This window comes from Stutzerimonas stutzeri (assembly GCF_002890915.1).
In the GTDB taxonomy this organism is placed as follows: Bacteria; Pseudomonadota; Gammaproteobacteria; order Pseudomonadales; family Pseudomonadaceae; genus Stutzerimonas; species Stutzerimonas stutzeri_AF.
Genome location: NZ_POUT01000005.1, coordinates 204,418 through 221,152, shown reverse-complemented (window position 1 = coordinate 221,152; position 16,735 = coordinate 204,418). Strand labels below are relative to the sequence as shown.

10 protein-coding genes are annotated in these 16,735 nt (G+C 69.8%); 6 read left to right on the top strand and 4 right to left on the bottom strand.

All coding sequences use genetic code 11. The features are described from left to right. Positions 1-17 precede the first annotated feature (17 nt). Both CXK94_RS11390 and CXK94_RS11385 read right to left on the bottom strand, forming a co-directional pair. The gene (locus CXK94_RS11390) at positions 18-1,697 is read right to left on the bottom strand and encodes a Na/Pi cotransporter family protein (RefSeq protein WP_102894433.1); all 1,680 of its coding nucleotides are present in this window, start codon (positions 1,695-1,697) and stop codon (positions 18-20) included. Positions 1,698-1,854: 157 nt separating this feature from the next. Continuing rightward, positions 1,855-2,757: a cache domain-containing protein gene (locus CXK94_RS11385; RefSeq protein WP_102894432.1), complete on the bottom strand. Its 903-nt coding sequence runs from the start codon at positions 2,755-2,757 to the stop codon at positions 1,855-1,857. A gap of 243 nt (positions 2,758-3,000) precedes the next feature. On the opposite strand from CXK94_RS11385, the gene recC reads away from it, so the two are divergent. From recC to CXK94_RS11365, 4 genes are all read left to right on the top strand, one after another. Continuing rightward, entirely contained in the window at positions 3,001-6,300 is a 3,300-nt protein-coding gene (gene recC / locus CXK94_RS11380; RefSeq protein WP_102894431.1) for an exodeoxyribonuclease V subunit gamma, read from the top strand. Beyond that, positions 6,297-9,842 (top strand): exodeoxyribonuclease V subunit beta, encoded by a 3,546-nt coding sequence (recB, locus tag CXK94_RS11375; protein WP_102894430.1) that lies wholly within the window; start codon positions 6,297-6,299, stop codon positions 9,840-9,842. Before recC ends, recB begins: the two co-directional genes overlap by 4 nt. A 175-nt stretch (positions 9,843-10,017) precedes the next feature. After that, positions 10,018-11,853 carry an exodeoxyribonuclease V subunit alpha gene (recD, locus tag CXK94_RS11370; RefSeq protein ID WP_102894429.1) on the top strand — a complete coding sequence of 612 codons (1,836 nt, stop codon included), beginning with the start codon at positions 10,018-10,020 and terminating at the stop codon, positions 11,851-11,853. A 341-nt stretch (positions 11,854-12,194) separates the two neighbouring features. After that, positions 12,195-12,647 carry a hypothetical protein gene (locus CXK94_RS11365; RefSeq protein WP_102894428.1) on the top strand — a complete coding sequence of 151 codons (453 nt, stop codon included), beginning with the start codon at positions 12,195-12,197 and terminating at the stop codon, positions 12,645-12,647. Positions 12,648-12,662: 15 nt separating this feature from the next. Here the strand turns inward: CXK94_RS11365 and CXK94_RS11360 are convergent, their stop codons facing one another. Further along, positions 12,663-13,571 (bottom strand): AEC family transporter, encoded by a 909-nt coding sequence (locus CXK94_RS11360; protein ID WP_102894427.1) that lies wholly within the window; start codon positions 13,569-13,571, stop codon positions 12,663-12,665. A gap of 170 nt (positions 13,572-13,741) precedes the next feature. Here CXK94_RS11360 and CXK94_RS11355 point away from each other — a divergent pair, with 170 nt between their 5' ends. Next, positions 13,742-14,941, top strand: a complete 1,200-nt coding sequence (locus CXK94_RS11355) for a GGDEF domain-containing protein (protein ID WP_102894426.1) — start codon at positions 13,742-13,744, stop codon at positions 14,939-14,941. 9 nt (positions 14,942-14,950) lie between these two features. Here the strand turns inward: CXK94_RS11355 and CXK94_RS11350 are convergent, their stop codons facing one another. Continuing rightward, the gene (locus CXK94_RS11350) at positions 14,951-15,352 is read right to left on the bottom strand and encodes an acyl-CoA thioesterase (RefSeq protein ID WP_037043447.1); all 402 of its coding nucleotides are present in this window, start codon (positions 15,350-15,352) and stop codon (positions 14,951-14,953) included. A 219-nt stretch (positions 15,353-15,571) separates the two neighbouring features. On the opposite strand from CXK94_RS11350, the gene CXK94_RS11345 reads away from it, so the two are divergent. Beyond that, complete coding sequence (locus tag CXK94_RS11345; protein WP_037043445.1) at positions 15,572-16,537, top strand: PstS family phosphate ABC transporter substrate-binding protein; 966 nt, start codon at positions 15,572-15,574, stop codon at positions 16,535-16,537. Positions 16,538-16,735 lie beyond the last annotated feature (198 nt).

The window sequence follows — 16,735 nt, the reverse complement described above, 5'->3', positions numbered from 1 at the left end:
GCGGGTTACAACCCGCCCTACGCAGGCTTGCCGGGCAGATGCTGCTCTACCGGCAGCCTGTCGCGGCCCGCCTCGGTGGCGTGGCCCTTGCCGCCCTGGCCCTCCAGCGCCGCATAGGCCGCACTGCAGAACAGCGAATTGAGCCGCTTCATGTCGGCGATCAGTTCCAGGTGCGCGGCACTGGTCTCGATGCTCTCCACCACCTGCTGGTGCAGGCGCTGCACGTGCGAATGGGCCAGCTCGCGCTCCAGCTTGCGAAACTGGCGCTTGTGCTGCAGCAGTTGCCGCGCGCTGTGCGAGTCGCCGGAGAGGAACACCGACAGTCCCAGCCGCAGGTTGGCGCCGAGCAGGGCATGCAACTGGCCGAGCTCCTCCAGGCCGCTGTCGGAGAAGGAGCGGCGCTTGGCGGTCTTGAGGTTCTGCACCTTGCTGGCCATGTGCTCGATGATGTCGCCGGCCTGTTCGAGGTTGATCGCCAGCTCGATGATCTCCGCCCAGCGCCGGCCCTCCTGCTCGGCCAGGTCCTCGCGCGGCATCTGCGCCAGGTAGAGCTTCACGCCGCTGTAGAGCGCGTCGACGTCGTCGTCCAGGCGGCGGATCTCCTCGCCGGGTGCCGCGCGATCCTCCTGCAGCGCCTCGAGCAGGCGCGCCAGCATCATTTCAACCAGGTCGCCGATGCGCAGGGTCTCGCGCACCGCATTGGCCAGCGCCAGGCTCGGCATGTCCAGGGCGGCGGGGTCGAGGTGCCGCGGCTGCGCCACGCCGTTGTCCAGCACGCGTTCCGGCAGCAGGCGTTCGCACAGCCGGCTCATGGGCTGCACGGTGGGCAGCAGGATCAGGCAGCGCAGGCTGTTGTAGAGCAGGTGGAAGCCGATCACCTGGGTCTGTGCGCTGTAGCCGAGGGTATCCATCCAGGCCACCAGCGGCCCGAGGAAGGGCAGTGCCGCCAGCCCCGCCAGCTTGTAGAGCAGGCTGCCCAGCGCCACCCGGCGCGCCGACGCCGGCTGCACGCTGGCGTTGAGCCAGGCGAGCAGGCCGCTGCCGATATTGGCGCCGATCACCAGGCCGAGCGCCACCGGCAGGCTGATCAGGCCGGCGCCGGCCAGCGTCGAGGTCAGCAGTACCGCCGCCAGGCTGGAATAGGAGAGCAGGGCGAACAGCGCGCCGACCAGCGCCGCCAGCAGGGTATCGCCGGCCAGCGAGGAGAACAGCACCTGCATGCCGCGCGCCTCGGTGATCGGCTCGGCGGCATGCACGATCAACTGCAGGGCGAGGATGATCAGCCCCAGGCCGATCAGCACCCGGCCGATCTGGCCGGCACGGCTCTGCTTGCGCGAAAGGAACAGGCTCACCCCGACCAGGGTCAGCAGCGGCGACAGCCAGGACAGGTCCAGCGTCAGCACCCGCGCCATCAGCGCGGTGCCGACGTCCGCGCCGAGCATGATCGCCAGCGCCGTCGGCAGCGCCATCAGGCCCTGGGCGACGAAGGAAATGGTCAACAGCGCCGTGGCGTTGCTGCTCTGCACCAGCGCGGTGACGCCGATGCCGGCACCGAAGGCCAGCGGTGCGTTGGCCATGCTGTGGCCGAGCAGGCGGCGCAGATGGGAGCCATAGACGCGCATGATGCCGGTGCGCACGATGTGCGTACCCCAGACCAGCAGCGCGATGGCGGAAAGCAGGTGCAACAACGTCAGCATCAGGCCCGGCCTCCGGCTGTTCGATGGTCGACGGCCACAACCTGTCGCGCCCAGGGGCGGCACAGAGCTGTGGGGTTATGGACGGTTGACCATCGCCGGGAGCCGGCCGTTCACACAATTGTCATCAGCGGAGCGCCTCGCGGCCGCGCTTGGCGGCTCAGTTGGGCGCGTAGTAGCCCACCCCCAGCAGCACGTCATCGACCCGCTGGATCAGCGAATGCTTCTGCTCCACCGCGTTGGTGGCCGGGTTGCGCCATACATAGTCGACCGTGCCTTCGCCCTGTTCGCGCGCCAGCTCGATCATCTCCTTGAACAGCGGCTTGCCGGCGGCATCGTTCACCGCGCGTACATCGAGCCCCACCAGGTTCGGCGAACTCCCGCTGGCGCGGTAGCGGCCATCCTCCAGGCCGATGGCGAACACGTACTCGTCGTTGATCACGAAGCCGCCCTGCGGATCGTTGAAGCGCTCGAAGGCCCGTTCGGGGCCGAGTTCCCGCGTCAGCGCCACCGCCTTGTCCAGCAGCGCCCTGGCCTGTTCGGCCGTGCCGCGCGGGATGTAGTAGCCGACGCAGAGGATGTGCTCACCCACCCGGCGGAACTGGCTGACCTTGTTTTCCACCTTGTTGGTCGTCGGGTTCAGCCAGTGATAGTCCACCGTCCCGCTGTCGGCGTTCTTCGCCTTGTCGATGAACTCACGCATGAACGGCTTGCCGGCCGCATCCTGCAGGGCGGCCACGTTCAGGCCGACCAGGCTGCGCGAGGCGCCATTGCTGGCCAGCATGCTGCCCTGGGTGTCGAGCACGAAGACATAGTGCTGGCCCATGACGAACGGTCCCTTGCGGTCGTTGAACGCGGCCAGCGCCTGCTCCGCGCCATTGGCCTGCAGGTAGGCGACGGCCTTGTCGAGCAGCTCGGCGGCCTGTTTGGCGTGGCTGCGCTCGACCGAGCCGAGCGGTCTGGCCGCCGTTCCCTCGGCCGCCGACACGGAGAAGGCCAGCGGGGCACTGCCGAGCACCGCGGCCATGGAAAGCGCGAGCAGATTCTTGAGATTCAGATTCATGGATGACTCCTGGCGGGCGGGGCGTTTCGATCACCCCATCGCAACCCATCCTATTGGCCATCGGCAGAATTGATATTGGCCCTCGGAACGAGATGCCTCGGGCAAAAGGCGTAGTTTTTGTAGCCTGCCGTCCCGGGCGGCCATCCTGCGGGCCGTCGCGCGCAGCGTCCGGGCCGCAGGCGCGGCTCGCCCCCGTCGCGGGTGGCCTGTAACCTATCGGCTCCTGTTCTCAGCGGTGCGTCCATGCTCAGCCTCTACCATGCTCCCGACCTGGAAACCCTGGGCGAACTGGCTACCACGCTGCTCGCCCAGCCGCTGGCCGACCCCTTCGCCCCGGCGCGGGTGGTGGTGCCGAGCCAGGGCATGGGCCGCTGGCTGACCCTGGAGCTGGCACGCAAGCAGGGCATCGCCATGCAGCTGGACATCCAGCTGCCGGCCAGCTTCGTCTGGGACCTCAGCCGCGCGGTGCTCGGCAGCCTGCCGGAGCAGTCGGCGTTCACCCCGGCCAGCCTGACCTGGCGCCTCTACGGCTGGCTGTGCGAGCCGGCCAACCTGGCGCTGGCGCCGCGCCTGGCGCAGTACCTGGACGGCGGCGACGAGCGCCGGCGGCTGAGCCTGGCGGCGAAAATCGCCGACACCTTCGACCAGTACCTGCTCTACCGCGACGACTGGCTGGCGGCCTGGGAGCGTGGCGAAACCCTCGACCTCGGTCCCGACGAAGCCTGGCAGGCGCTGCTCTGGCGCGAGCTGACCAAGGATGGCCACCCGCACCGCGCGCGGCTGCTCGGCGACCTGCTGCAGCGCCTGTATCGCGACGAAGCACTCGCCGGGCTGCCCGAGCGGCTGCTGGTGTTCGGCATTAGCAGCCTGCCGCCGCACCACCTGCGGGTGCTCGACGGCCTGGCGCGGCACATCGACGTGGTGGTCTGCGCGCTCAATCCGAGCCGCGAGGCCTGGGGCGAGATCCGCGATGTGCGCGAGCTGGCGAGGCAACCGGAAAGTGCTGCGGACGACTGGTACCTCGACGTCGGCCACCCGCTGCTGGCCAGCCTCGGCAAGCAGGGCCGCGATTTCTTCGATGCGCTGTTCGGCCTCGGCGGCCAGGAGATCGGCCTGTATTCCGAAGACGCGGACCTGCGCGACGACAGCCTGCTGCATGCCCTGCAGCACGACATCCTGCGCCTGCGCACGCGGCTGCCGGACGAGCGCATGACGCTGGCGGACGATGATCGCTCGCTGGAAGTGCACATCGCCCATTCGCCGCTGCGCGAGGTGGAAATCCTCCACGACCAGCTGCTCGCCCGCTTCGCTGCCGACCCGGCGCTGAGCCCGGACCAGGTGGTGGTGCTGACGCCCGACATCGAGCGCTACGCGCCCTTCATCGAAGCGGTGTTCGCCGTGCGCGAGGGCGTGCCGCGTATCCCCTACAGCCTGGCCGACCGCAGCCTGCGCGCCGAGGTGCCGCTGATCGAGGCCTTCCTGCAGTTGCTGCTGCTGGCGCAGAGCCGCTTCGCCGCCGAGGAAGTCCTCGCCTGGCTGGAGCAGCCGGCCATCGCCCGCCGTGCCGGCATCGACAGCGAGGACCTGCCGCTGCTGCGCGACTGGCTGCGCGAGGCAGGTGTGCGCTGGGGCCGCGACGGCCGTCAGCGCGCCGCGCTCGGCCTGCCCGACGAGGCCGCGTTCACCTGGCGCCAGGGCCTCGACCGCCTGCTGCTGGGCTTCGCCGCGCCGCCGCAACTGGCCGGCGATGCCGCGCCGCTGCTCGGCGAGCACTGGCCGCTGGATGCCCTGGAAGGCGCGCGCGGGCAACTGCTCGGGCGCCTGGTGGAATTCGTCGAACGCCTCGGCCAGCTCGCCGAGCAGCTGGCGCGGCCGCGCCCGCTGGCGCAATGGGCCGATGATCTGCAGATGCTGATCGACAGCCTGTTCGACGAGCGCGAGGCCGGCGATACCCTGCTGCAGCTGTCCCAGGCTTGCGCCGCGTTGCGCGAGCAGGCGCAGGCGGCGGGCCTGGAGCGGCCGCTCGACGTGGAGCTGGTGCACCAGCAGCTCAGCGCCGCGCTGCAGCAGGGCGGCGGCGCCTCGGGCTTTCTCACCGGCGCGGTGACCTTCTGCACCATGGTGCCGATGCGCAGCCTGCCGTTCCGCCTGGTCTGCCTGCTCGGCCTCGACGACGGCGCCTTCCCGCGGCGCAATCCGCCGGCCGGCTTCGACCTGATCGCCCGCCATCCGCGCCGCGGCGACCGCGCGCGGCGGCTGGACGACCGCTACCTGCTGCTGGAAACCCTGCTCTCGGCGCGCGAGGCGCTGTACCTGTCCTACGTCGGCCGCGACCCGCGCGACAACGCCGAGCTGCCGCCGTCGGTGCTGCTCAGCGAAGTGCTGGAGGCGGTGGACATGACTGCCGTTTGCAGGAGCGAGCGTGCTCGCGATCCCGCCAGTACCGATGCCTCGCTGCCGAAAGAGCGCAAAGCCAGCATGGCGATCACCGTCGCCCATCCGCTGCAACCCTTCGCCCCGGGCAACTTCGCCGGCCCGCCCCGCGCCGGTTTTTCCGCCCCCTGGTTCCGCGCAGCCCAGCGCCTGGCGGCGACGCCGGAACCAGCGCCGCCGTTCGCCAGCCTGCTCGCCGAGCCGGACGAGGCCTGGCTGACCCTCGAGCCGTCGCAGTTGCTGCAGTGCTTCCGCCATCCCGCACGTTTCCTGCTGGAGCAGCGCCTCGGTCAGCGCCTGGCCGATACCCGGCAGGCGCTGGCCAGCGACGAGCCGTTCGAACTGGAACTGCCGGCCTGGAACGGCCTGCGGCAACTCTCGCTGCAGGCCCTGGAACACGGCTGGAGCGACGCCGACGAGCGGCGCCTGGCCTCGGCCGCCGGCTGGCTGCCGCCCGGCGAGCTGGGCCAGGCGCTGTGGGGCAAGCTGCGCGGGCCGGTGCGCGCCTTCGCCCCGCGGCTGTTCGAACTGCGCCCGCAGGCCGTGCCCGAGCCGCTGGCAGTGGACATCAGCCTGGCCGGCGTACGCGTCCACGGCTGGCTGGATGGGGTGACGCCGAGCGGGCTGTTCGGCTGGAAGCTCGGCCGGCTCGGCGAGTGGGACCTGCCGGCGTTCTGGTTGCGCCACCTGCTGCTCAACCTGTCCGCCACGCCGGGGATCGCGCGCGACAGCCTGCTGCTGTCGCCGGCCGGCGACTGGCGGCTCGGTCCGCTGGCGAACGCCGCGCAGTTGCTCGAACCCTGGCTGGCCGCCTACCGCAGCGCCATCCGCGAGCCGCTGCCGCTGTTGCCGCGCAGCAGCCACGCCTTCGCCCGTGGCTATCGCAACCCGGCACGCGGCAGTGAGCCCGTCGACACCGCCCGCAAGCGCGCCCGCGAGGCCTGGCTCGGCGGCGAGTTCAGCCCCATCGCCGGCGAATGCGAAGACCCCTGGAACGCCCTGGCCTTCCGCGACCGCGATCCGCTCGACGAGCGCTTCGAGGCGCTGGCCGAGGCGCTGATCGGCCCGGCGCTGGATGCCCTGGCCCAGGACGAGGAGCAAGACGCATGAGCCTGGACCTGCTCGATTCGCCCTTCGACGGCCGCTCGCTGATCGAGGCCAGCGCCGGCACCGGCAAGACCTGGACGCTCACCGCGCTGTACGCCCGGCTGCTGCTGGAGCGCCAGCTGTCGGTGGGGCAGATCCTGGTGGTCACCTACACCACCGCCGCCACCGCCGAGCTGCGCGAGCGCATCCGCGCGCGCCTGGCCGAGCTGCTGGCGGTCTACGAGGGCACGCCCAGCGCCGACGGCTTCCTCAACCGGCTGCATGCGCGCTATCCCGACGAGGCCTCGCGGCGGCGCCTGCTGCTCGCGGTGCACGGTTTCGACGAGGCGGCGATCTTCACCATCCACGGCTTCTGCCAGCGCGCCCTGCAGGACGCCGCGTTCGAGGCCGGCGGCGATTTCGACAGCGAACTGACCGCCGACGACCGCGAGATCGTCGACGCGCTGCTTGCTGACGCCTGGCGCAGCGAGCTGGCCGCCGCCGATCCGGCCTGGGCGCGTTTCCTCGCCAAGAACCGGATCACCCCCACGGCGCTACGCCAGCGCCTGCGCAGCCACCTGGGCAAGCCCTACCTGCGCGTCGAGCCGCGCGCGCTGGCGGCGCCGGCCGATCTGTCCGGCGTCGAGGCGGCCTGGCAGCGCGCCGCGCAACTCTGGCAGCAGGCCGGCGGCGCCTGGGTCGAGGAACTGAACGCACACGGCGGACTCAGCCAGAGCACGCACAAGGCGGTGAAGTTCATGCTCTGGCACGGCGAACTGGAGGCCTACTTCGCCGACCCGGCAGCGATGTTCGACGCCCCGGAGGGCCTGCTCAAGCTCGGCGCGCGGGCCCTGGCCAAGGCCTGCAAGAAGGGCTTCGAAGCGCCCCTGTGCGAGCTGGCCGAGGCGCTGGATACGCTCGGCGACCAACTGGCCGAAGCCTTGCCGGCCGGCAAGCAGCGGCTGGTCGCGCTGCAGGTGGCGCTGCTCGAACGGCTCGACCGCGAGCTGCCCGCGCGCAAGGCGGCGCAACGGCTGCTGGCCTTCGACGACCTGCTCAACCGCCTCGACCAGGCGCTGCAGGGGCCCGCGGGCGAGGACCTGGCCGCCTCGCTGCGCGCCAGCTACCCGCTGGCGCTGATCGACGAATTCCAGGATACCGACCCGATCCAGTACGCCATCTTCGACCGCATCTACACCCGCGGCGGCGAGGCCTCGCTGTGCTTCGTCGGCGATCCCAAGCAGGCGATCTACGCCTTCCGCGGCGCCGACCTGGCGACTTATCTCACCGCGCGGCAGCAGGCCGACCGGCCCTACGACCTGCCGACCAACTACCGCTCGACGCCCGAGCTGATCGGGGCGCTGAACCGCCTGTTCGACCATCCGCAGCCCTTCGCCCAGGCCGATCTGCAGTACCCGCCGGTGGCGGCCGCCGAGAAGGCGCGCGCTCGGTTGCGTCTGGTGGAGGAAGAAGAGGCCGCGCCGCTGTCGCTGGTCTGGCTCGGCGACGAGCCGCTGGGCAAGGCCGAAGCCGCGCAACTGGCTGCCGCCGACACCGCCCGGCGCATCGCGCTGCAACTGACCGCGGCGGCGCAGGGGCGTGCCGGCTTCGAGATGAATGGGGAATTCACCGCGCTCAAGGGGGGTGACATCGCCGTGCTGGTGGCCAACCACCGCCAGGCCGCGCTGGTCGCCGAGGAACTGGCTGCGCGCGGCGTGCCCAGCGTGCGCCGCGGGCGCGACAGCGTCTGGCGCAGCGAGGAGGCCAGCGAGCTCGCCGCGGTGCTCGCCGCCTATGCCGAACCGGGCCGCGAAGGCCTGTTGCGCTACGCCCTGGCCACGCGCCTGCTGGGCCGCAGCGCGGCGGACCTGGCGCGCTGCCAGGACGACCAGCAGCAGTGGGACGCCGAACGCGAGGCCGCCGAGCGCTACCACCAGCTCTGGCAGCAGCAGGGCTTCATGCGCGTGTTCCGCGCCTGGCTGGACGAGCAGGCGGTGGCCGAACGGCTGCTGGCGCGGGTCGACGGCGAGCGGCGGCTGACCAACCTGCTGCATCTGGGCGAACTGCTGCAGGCCGAAAGCCTGCTGCGCCCGGGGCTGGAGCCGTTGCTGGCCTGGTTCAACGCCCAGCGCGACAGCGAAAGCGGCGGCGAGGACGCGCTGCTGCGCCTGGAAAGCGATGCCGAGCGCGTGCAGATCGTCACCATTCACACCAGCAAGGGCCTGGAATACCCGCTGGTGTTCTGCCCCTTCCTCTGGGACGGCAAGCTGCTGGGCAAGAACCGCGACAGCGCCCGTTGCCATGACGAAAACGGCCAGCCGCTGCTGGACCTTGGCAGCGACCAGCTCGAGGACAACCTCGAACGGGCGCGGCGGGAAACCTTCGCCGAGCAGTTGCGCCTGGCCTACGTCGCGCTGACCCGCGCCCGCGACCGGCTCTGGCTGCACTGGGGGCCGGTCAGCCTGTGCAAACCGAAGAAGGACGGCAGCCTGGCGGGCGAAGGCCTGCACAGCAGCGCCCTGGCCTGGCTGCTGCACGGCCGCCAGCTGCCCGGCGCGGATGCCCTCGCCGAGCTCGGTCCGCACCTGGCCGGGTTCGACGGCGCCAGCCTGCGCGCGGCGATCGAACGGCTGGTGGCGGGCAGCCACGGCGGCATGGCCTGCCTGCCGCTGGAGGCGCGCGAGGCCAGCGCCGAGGGCAGCCACCGCGCCGCCGCGCCGCAACGGCTGGCGCAGCTCGAACGCAGCCTGCACAGTGCCTGGCGCATCGGCAGCTTCTCCGGTTTGGCCGCTGGCCTGCACATGGAGGCGCCAGATCGCGACGCCCTGGCCATGCCCGATGCCGGCGAGCCGGGCAGCGGCTTCTTCGCCTTTCCGCGTGGCGCGCGCGCCGGGACCTGCCTGCACGCCATCCTCGAAGACTGGGCGCGCGGCAAGGGCGCGCTGGCCGAGCTGGTCGAACCGGCGCTGAAGGCCCACGGCCTGCCGGCGGACTGGAAGAGCGTTGCCAGCGAGCACCTGCAGCGGGTGCTGGACACCGACCTCGACGGCCGCGGCCTGCGCCTGGCCGCGCTGCAATCGGCGCGGCGCCTGCCGGAGCTGGGCTTCACCTTCCCGGTGCGCCAGCTCGATGTGGCGCGCCTGCGCGCGCTGCTCGGCGACCCGGCCCACGGCTTGGCCGCGCCGCTGCGCGAGGCGGCGGCGCGGCTGGAATTCGACAGCCTCAAGGGTTTCCTCAAGGGTTTCATCGACCTGACCTTCGAGCACGACGGGCGCTGGTACATCGCCGACTACAAGTCCAACTGGCTCGGCCCGGACGCCGGCTACTACGGCGGCGAACGCCTGTTGCAGGCCCTCGCTGCCGAGCACTATTACCTGCAGTACCTGATCTACCTGGTGGCGCTGCGGCGCTTCCTGCGCCAGCGCCTGGCGGATTTTCGCGACGAGCAGCTGGGCGGCGCCTTCTATCTGTTCCTGCGCGGCATGCCCGAGGCCGGCGTCTACTTCGCGCGGCCCGCCGATGCGCTGCTCGATGCGTTGGACCGATTGTTCGAGGAGGGCCAGTGATGATGCCCGATCATCGTGTAGGGTGGGCCAAGCGGCGTTCCGCTTCAGCCCAGCGTCACGCGGCGGCCATCGAACCCAGCGCTATTCGCGTAGGAGCCGGCTTGCCGGCGATGCCTGCCATCGAGTCGCCACGGATCGCCAGCAAGCTGGCTCCTGCCTGTAGAAGGACGCGCTCATGAATCTGGCCGATCTGCCCTTTGGCGCCCTGGAGCGCGCCTTCGTCGCCAGCCTGCAACGCCTCGAACCCGAGGCCTCGGAGGCGGTGTTGGTCGCCGGCGCGCTGTGCTGCGAGGCGCTGGGCAAGGGCGACGTCTGCCTGCCGCTGGCGCGCCTGGCCGGCAAGCGGCCGTGGCCGGAGCACGACTTCGCCCTGCCGCCCCTCGACGCCTGGCGCGCTCAACTGCAGGCTTCGTCGCTGGTCGGCGCCCCGGGTGACTACGCGCCGCTGATCCTCGATGGCGAGCGGCTCTATCTCGCCCGTTACCAGGCCTACGAGCAACAACTGGCCGAACGCCTGCTGACCCGCGCCGGCGATACGCCGGAGGTAGACGAGGCGCAACTCGGCGAAAGCCTGGCGCGGCTGTTCGCCTTCAACCGGCAGAGCCCCGACTGGCAGCGGCTGGCCGCGGCGCAGGCGGTGCGCCGGCGGCTGGCGGTGATCTCCGGCGGCCCCGGCACCGGCAAGACCACCACGGTGGTGCGGCTGCTGGCGGCGCTGCTCGAACAGCCCGGCGGCGAGCGCCTGGCCATCGGCCTCGCGGCGCCCACCGGCAAGGCGGCGGCGCGCATGGCCGAGGCGATCCGCAATGCCAAGGCCGAGCTGCCGCTCAGCGACGCGCTGAAGCAGGCGCTGCCGGACGAGGCGCGCACCCTGCACCGCCTGCTCGGCAGCCGCGGCGACAGCCCGAAGGTGCGCCACGACGCGGCCAATCCGCTGCCGCTGGACGTGCTGGTGGTGGACGAGGCGTCGATGGTCGACCTGGCGCTGATGGCCAAGCTGGTCACGGCCCTGCCGCCCAGGGCGCGGCTGATCCTGCTCGGCGACAAGGACCAGCTGGCGGCGGTGGAGGCCGGCGCGGTATTCGCCGAGCTCTGCGAAGGACGCGGTTTCGACGCGCAGGCGGCGGCCGAGCTGCAGCGCCTGACCGGGCAGGCCGTGCCGGTGCAGGCGCCGCGCTCGCGCCTCGGCGACGCGGTGCTGCTGCTGACCCACAGCCACCGTTTCGCCGGCGACAGCGGCATCGGCGAACTGGCGCGGCGGATCAACGGCGGCGACGCCAGGGGCTGCACGAGCCTGCTGCGCGAAGCGCGCGACGACCTCGCCTGGAACGCCGCACCCAGCCCGGCGGCGCTGGTCGAGCGGCTGGAGCAGGGCTATGCGCCCTACCTGCAGGCGGCGCGGCAGGGCGAGCCGGGGGCGGCGTTCGCCGCGTTCAACGGTTTCCGCGCGTTGACGGCGCAGCGCGAAGGCGCCTTCGGCGTCGGCGGCCTCAACGAGGCGCTGGAAGCGCGGCTCAAGCGCCGCCTCGGCGTGCCGGGCCGCGAGCGCTGGTATCCGGGGCGCGCGGTGATGGTACGGCAGAACGACTACGCGCTGGGCCTGTTCAACGGCGATATCGGCCTGTGCCTGCAGACCGGGCAGGGCCTGCGGGTATTCTTCGAGGGCGACGAGGGCTTTCGCGGCTTCGCCCCGGCGCGGCTGCCGAGCCACGACAGCGCCTTCGCCATGACCGTGCACAAGAGCCAGGGCTCGGAATTCGCCGAGGTGCTGCTGGCGCTGCCGGAGCAGCCGAGCCCGCTGCTGACGCGCGCGCTGTTCTACACCGGGATCACTCGCGCCAAGCGCAAGGTGGAGATCTGGGCATTGCCGGAACGCCTGCAGGAGGCTGTGGCCACCCGCGCCGAGCGGGCGGCGGGGTTGGCCGAGCGGCTGGCGTTGGCGGCGACGGAGCGTCCCGCCGACGCGCCGGAGGCAGGCGCCGAGCCGGTGGATCAGCTCAGTCTGTTCTAAGGAATGTGGTTGCTGGCTTGGGACAGGCCTGTGCAGGCAAATCGCTTGCCGAGCGTTCCGATCCCCGTTGGGCGGCCTGCCTCACCGATGTTCGAGCGGTCGGGCGTTCCGGGTAGGTTGGCGCTGAGCGCAGCGAAGCCCAACCGGGATCGGTACGAAGCTGTTGGGCTTCGTCGCTTCGCTCCTCAACCCAACCTACGGCGTCCGTTAGCCGTACACCCCAGGCACCATCATCGAAACGCCGATCGCTTCACCCCGTTTCCGTGAAGCGGTTGAACGTATCGCCCGACGAATTCTGTTCCGATGCGCTTTTGCCGCGAACCGACGGTAAAGGACAGGGAATGAAAAGCATATTCTTCGCGATCTGGGCGCTGCTCAGCCTGCTGCTGGGCGGCGTCGCGATCCTGGCGGCGCTGGCCGAGCCGGGGCTGAGCAGCGGCTTTTTCGTGCTGCTGACAGCCTATTACGCGTTCTGTTTCTTCCAGCTGATCCGCGCCTTCTACCAACCCTGGGGCTTGCTGGGCCCGCGGCGGCGTACCGGTTACTGGTTGTGCCTGCTGCTGCTGCCACTGGCGCTGTTGCCGCTGCACGCCGCCTACGAGATCTGGCAGCAAGGCGCCTATGTCGTCGAGGACACCGGGCGCATGCGCTTCGGCATCGCCGTGGTGCGCCAGGGCCTGGTCTGGCTGCAGGAACTGGTCGGCCATCTGGGCCCGATGCTGGTCATGCTGGCGCTCGGCGTGGCCATCGCCGTCGGCCTGCTGCGGCTGCTCAGGACTCAGGTGGTGCGCTGAAACCACCTCAGGCTCTCAGCCGTTGAGCAACGTCAACAGCAACGGCAGGCTCGCCGCGGCCAGCAGGGTCTGCAGGGTGATGATGCCGGCCATCAGGTGGCTGTCGCCGCCGAGCTGGCGGGTCAGCACGTAGGCGGTCGGCGCCGTGGGCAGGGCGAAGAACAGCACGAGGATGGTGGTCTCCATCTCCGGCAGGCCGAGCAGGCGTGCCACCGCATAGGTCAGCGATGGCACCGCCAGCAGGCGCAGCGCGCTGTTCCAGCCCAGTGCCGGAACTTCCCCGCTCAGCTCTTGCGGTTTCAGCGCCGCGCCCACGCAGAGCAGGCCCAGCGGCAGGCTGGCGGCGGCCAGCAGGCCGAGCAGGCGATCGCTGCCGCCCGGCAGGCCGAGGCCGGAGAAGTTGACCAGCGCGCCGGCCAGGCAGGCCAGGATCAATGGATTCTTCATGATCGGCAGCAGCAGCGAACGCACGCTGACGCCGCGTTCGGCGGTCAGCGCCCAGACCGACATGACGTTCACCGTCGGCACCATCAGCGCCAGCATCAGCGCCGCCAGCGCCAGGCCTTCCTTGCCGAACAGGCTGCCGACCGCGGCCAGCCCCAGGTAGGTATTGAAGCGCAGTGCACCCTGGGTAAGCGCGCCGAAGCGCGCCGCCGGCCAGCCGCGCAGGCGCTTGAGGGCCAGCAGGCCGAGCCACGCCAGGCCCAGCGCCAGCATCACGGCGGCGGCCAGGCGTGGCAGGGCGGGGTTGTCCAGCGGCGCGGTGGCCAGGCTGCTGAACAGCAGGGCAGGGAACAGGATGAAGTAGTTGAGGCGTTCGGCACCGGGCCAGAAGGCGTCGCTGGGAAACTCGCGCAGGCGCAGGAAGTAGCCGGCGACGATCAGGGCGAACAGGGGCCAGAGGGCAAGCAAGAGGGCGGTCACGGATACATCCAGCAATGCATGTGGAGCGAATCTTCGATGCTGGTAACGGCCAGTGCAAGCCTCCGCCCAGCATCCGGCGCCTTTGCCATCGTTACGCCGGTCGGAATGCATTCAATCGAATAATGGCCAGGTGATATCATGCTTTTGCCGAAACAGCGAGCTTCCTCCCGATGCGATATACCAACGAGCACTCTTCCGCAGAGGGGTTTCGCGACACGCCCTATGGCCGCCAGCTGCATGGCGGCTTCCGCCTGCTCAGGTTCACGCCGGCGCTGGAGCAGGAGTTTCGTCGCTATCTCGACCGCCATGCGCGAATCTCGCAACGCCTCGCCGCACTGCTGCTGATCGTCGCCGTCTCGGGCTATCTCTACTGCGAGCGCACGTTCTTCGATATCGCCGACACCGGCTGGCTGGGCACGCTGACCTTGCTGCGCAGCGTGCAGATCGCCCCCGGCGCCATCGTGCTGGTGCTGACGTTCTACAGCCGTGCCTTCCGGGCCCAGGCGAACCGGATCTTTCCGCTGCTGCTGGTGCTGATCGGCATCGTGGCGGCGCTGATCGACGTCCAGTTCGAGGCGCTCGAGTCGGCGTTGAATTTCCGTTACGGCGCCGGGCTGTTGATCGTCAGTTCGTTCTTCTTCCTCGGCGTGACCTTCTGGTGGGCACTGCTGTGCGCGCTGCTGATCGTGCTGGCGGATGTCTTGATGGCCAGTCTGATCCTGTCTTCGGAGCAGATGCCCGAGCACTGGATCGCGGTCAGCTACTACCTGTTGCTGCTGATCATCGGCGGCATCAGCCGTTACGTTCACGAGTATTCCCAGCGCGACCAGTTCCTGATGCGCAAGATGCTGGGCTGGGTCGCCGAGCACGATGCCCTGAGCGGCCTGGCGAACCGGCGCAGCCACGACCTGGCGTTGCGCCAGCGCATCGCCCAGGCGCGCCGGGATCGCCTGCCACTGACCTTGCTGCTGCTCGACCTGGACGACTTCAAGGCCTACAACGATGCCCTCGGCCATCCGGCCGGCGATGCCCTGATCCGCACGTTCGGCGAGCTGCTCGCCGGTTTCGCCCGGCGCCCGCTGGACCAGGCGGCGCGCGTCGGCGGCGAGGAATTCGCGTTGCTGCTCTACGATTGCGACAGCGCGGCGGCGCAACGCATCGCCCGGCAGCTGGTGACGGCGCTGGCGGCGCTCGATATCGCGCATCCGCGCGCCGCCCTGTCACGGGTGGGGGTCAGCATCGGTATCGCCACGCTGCAGGACGACCAGCAGGCCGAACAGCTTTATCACTGCGCCGATACGGCGCTGTACCGGGCCAAGACGACGGGCAAGAACCGCTTCGTCGTCGCCGACCGCCTGGCGTTCGCCTGAGGCGGTCATTCAGCGGCGCGGCAGTACCGGGCGGGTGCGGCCGCTGCCGTCGATGGCGACGAAGACGAACACCGCCTCGGTGACCTTGCGCCATTCGCTGGACAGCGGATCGTCGCTCCAGACCTCGACCAGCATGCGGATCGAGCTGCGGCCGACTTCCAGCGTCTGGGTATAGAAGGAAAGCTGTGCGCCGACCGCCACCGGCACCATGAAGGCCATACGGTCGATGGACACCGTGGCTACCCGTCCGGCGGCCACGCGGCTGGCCATGGCCGTACCGGCCAGGTCCATCTGCGAGACCAGCCAGCCGCCGTAGATGTCGCCGAAACCATTGGTCTCCCGCGGCAACGCGGTGAGCTGCAAGGCCAGGTCGCCCTGGGGGATCGGATCTTCCTGTTCGTATTCTTTCATCGGTCGGACTCGCGGCGATTGTTTTTCTGGCGCGAAAAGCCCGCGCTAGGGCGGGCGAAAGCCGAGTATAACGGCTGCTTGGCGGGGCAGCGACCGGCGCGGTGCCGTTTTGCTCGCCGTCACCAGATTGTCACATGGGTTTCATAGAGTGTTCATACGGCCTGCAGATACTGGCCCCCGTTCCAACACACTCGAGCACACACCTGCTAGGAGCAAGGTATGAAACTGAATCGTTTGATGGCGGCCCTGACCTTCGTTGCCGCTGGCGTGGGCGCTGCAAGCGCGGTGGCCGCGGTAGACCCGGCGCTGCCGAGCTATGAGAAGACGTCCGGTGTTTCCGGCAACCTCTCCAGCGTCGGTTCCGATTCGCTGGCCAACCTGATGACGCTGTGGGCCGAAGAGTTCAAGCGCAGCTATCCGAACGTCAACATCCAGATCCAGGCGGCCGGTTCCTCCACCGCACCGCCGGCGCTGACCGAAGGCACTTCCAACCTGGGCCCGATGAGCCGTCCGATGAAGGATAACGAGATCCAGGCCTTCGAAGAGAAATACGGCTACAAGCCGACCGCCGTACCGGTAGCCATCGACGCCCTGGCGGTGTTCGTGCACAAGGACAACCCGATCAAGTCCCTGGACATCGAGCAGGTCGACGCGATCTTCTCCAGCACCCGCCTGTGCGGTGGCGAGCAGGACATCAAGACCTGGGGCGAGCTGGGCCTGACCGGCGAGTGGGCGAGCAAGCCGATCCAGCTGTTCGGTCGCAACTCGGTATCCGGCACCTACGGCTACTTCAAGGAAGAAGCCCTGTGCAAGGGTGACTTCAAGTCCAACGTCAACGAGCAGCCGGGTTCGGCCTCGGTGGTGCAGTCGATTTCCAGCACCCTGAACGCCATCGGCTACTCGGGTATCGGCTACAAGACCTCCAGCGTCCGCGCCGTACCGCTGTCCAAGGGCGGCGAGGCCTTCGAAGCCAACGAGGAAAACGCCCTGGCTGGCAAGTTCCCGCTGGCGCGCTTCTTCTACGTTTACGTGAACAAGGCGCCGAACAAGCCGCTGAGCCCGATCGACACCGAGTTCCTCAAGCTGGTGCTGTCCAAGCAGGGCCAGGACGTCGTGGTCAAGGACGGCTATATCCCGCTGCCGAAGAAGGTGGTGGATAAGACGCTGCAGGACCTGGGTCTGTAAGAACCTGTCTACGATCTGCTGCGCGTCGGCCCTGCTGCGTTAAAAACAGGCTCGGAATGCTCATTTACACTCGTAAACTCCGCTTCCTCGCCTGTTTTTGCCTTGCAGGGCTCTAGCTCGCGAGATCGTAAATAGGTTCTAAGGTTTGCAGCGGCCGGCGGCACAAGTGCCGGCCTCGCGCAGGGGCCCGCCACGCGA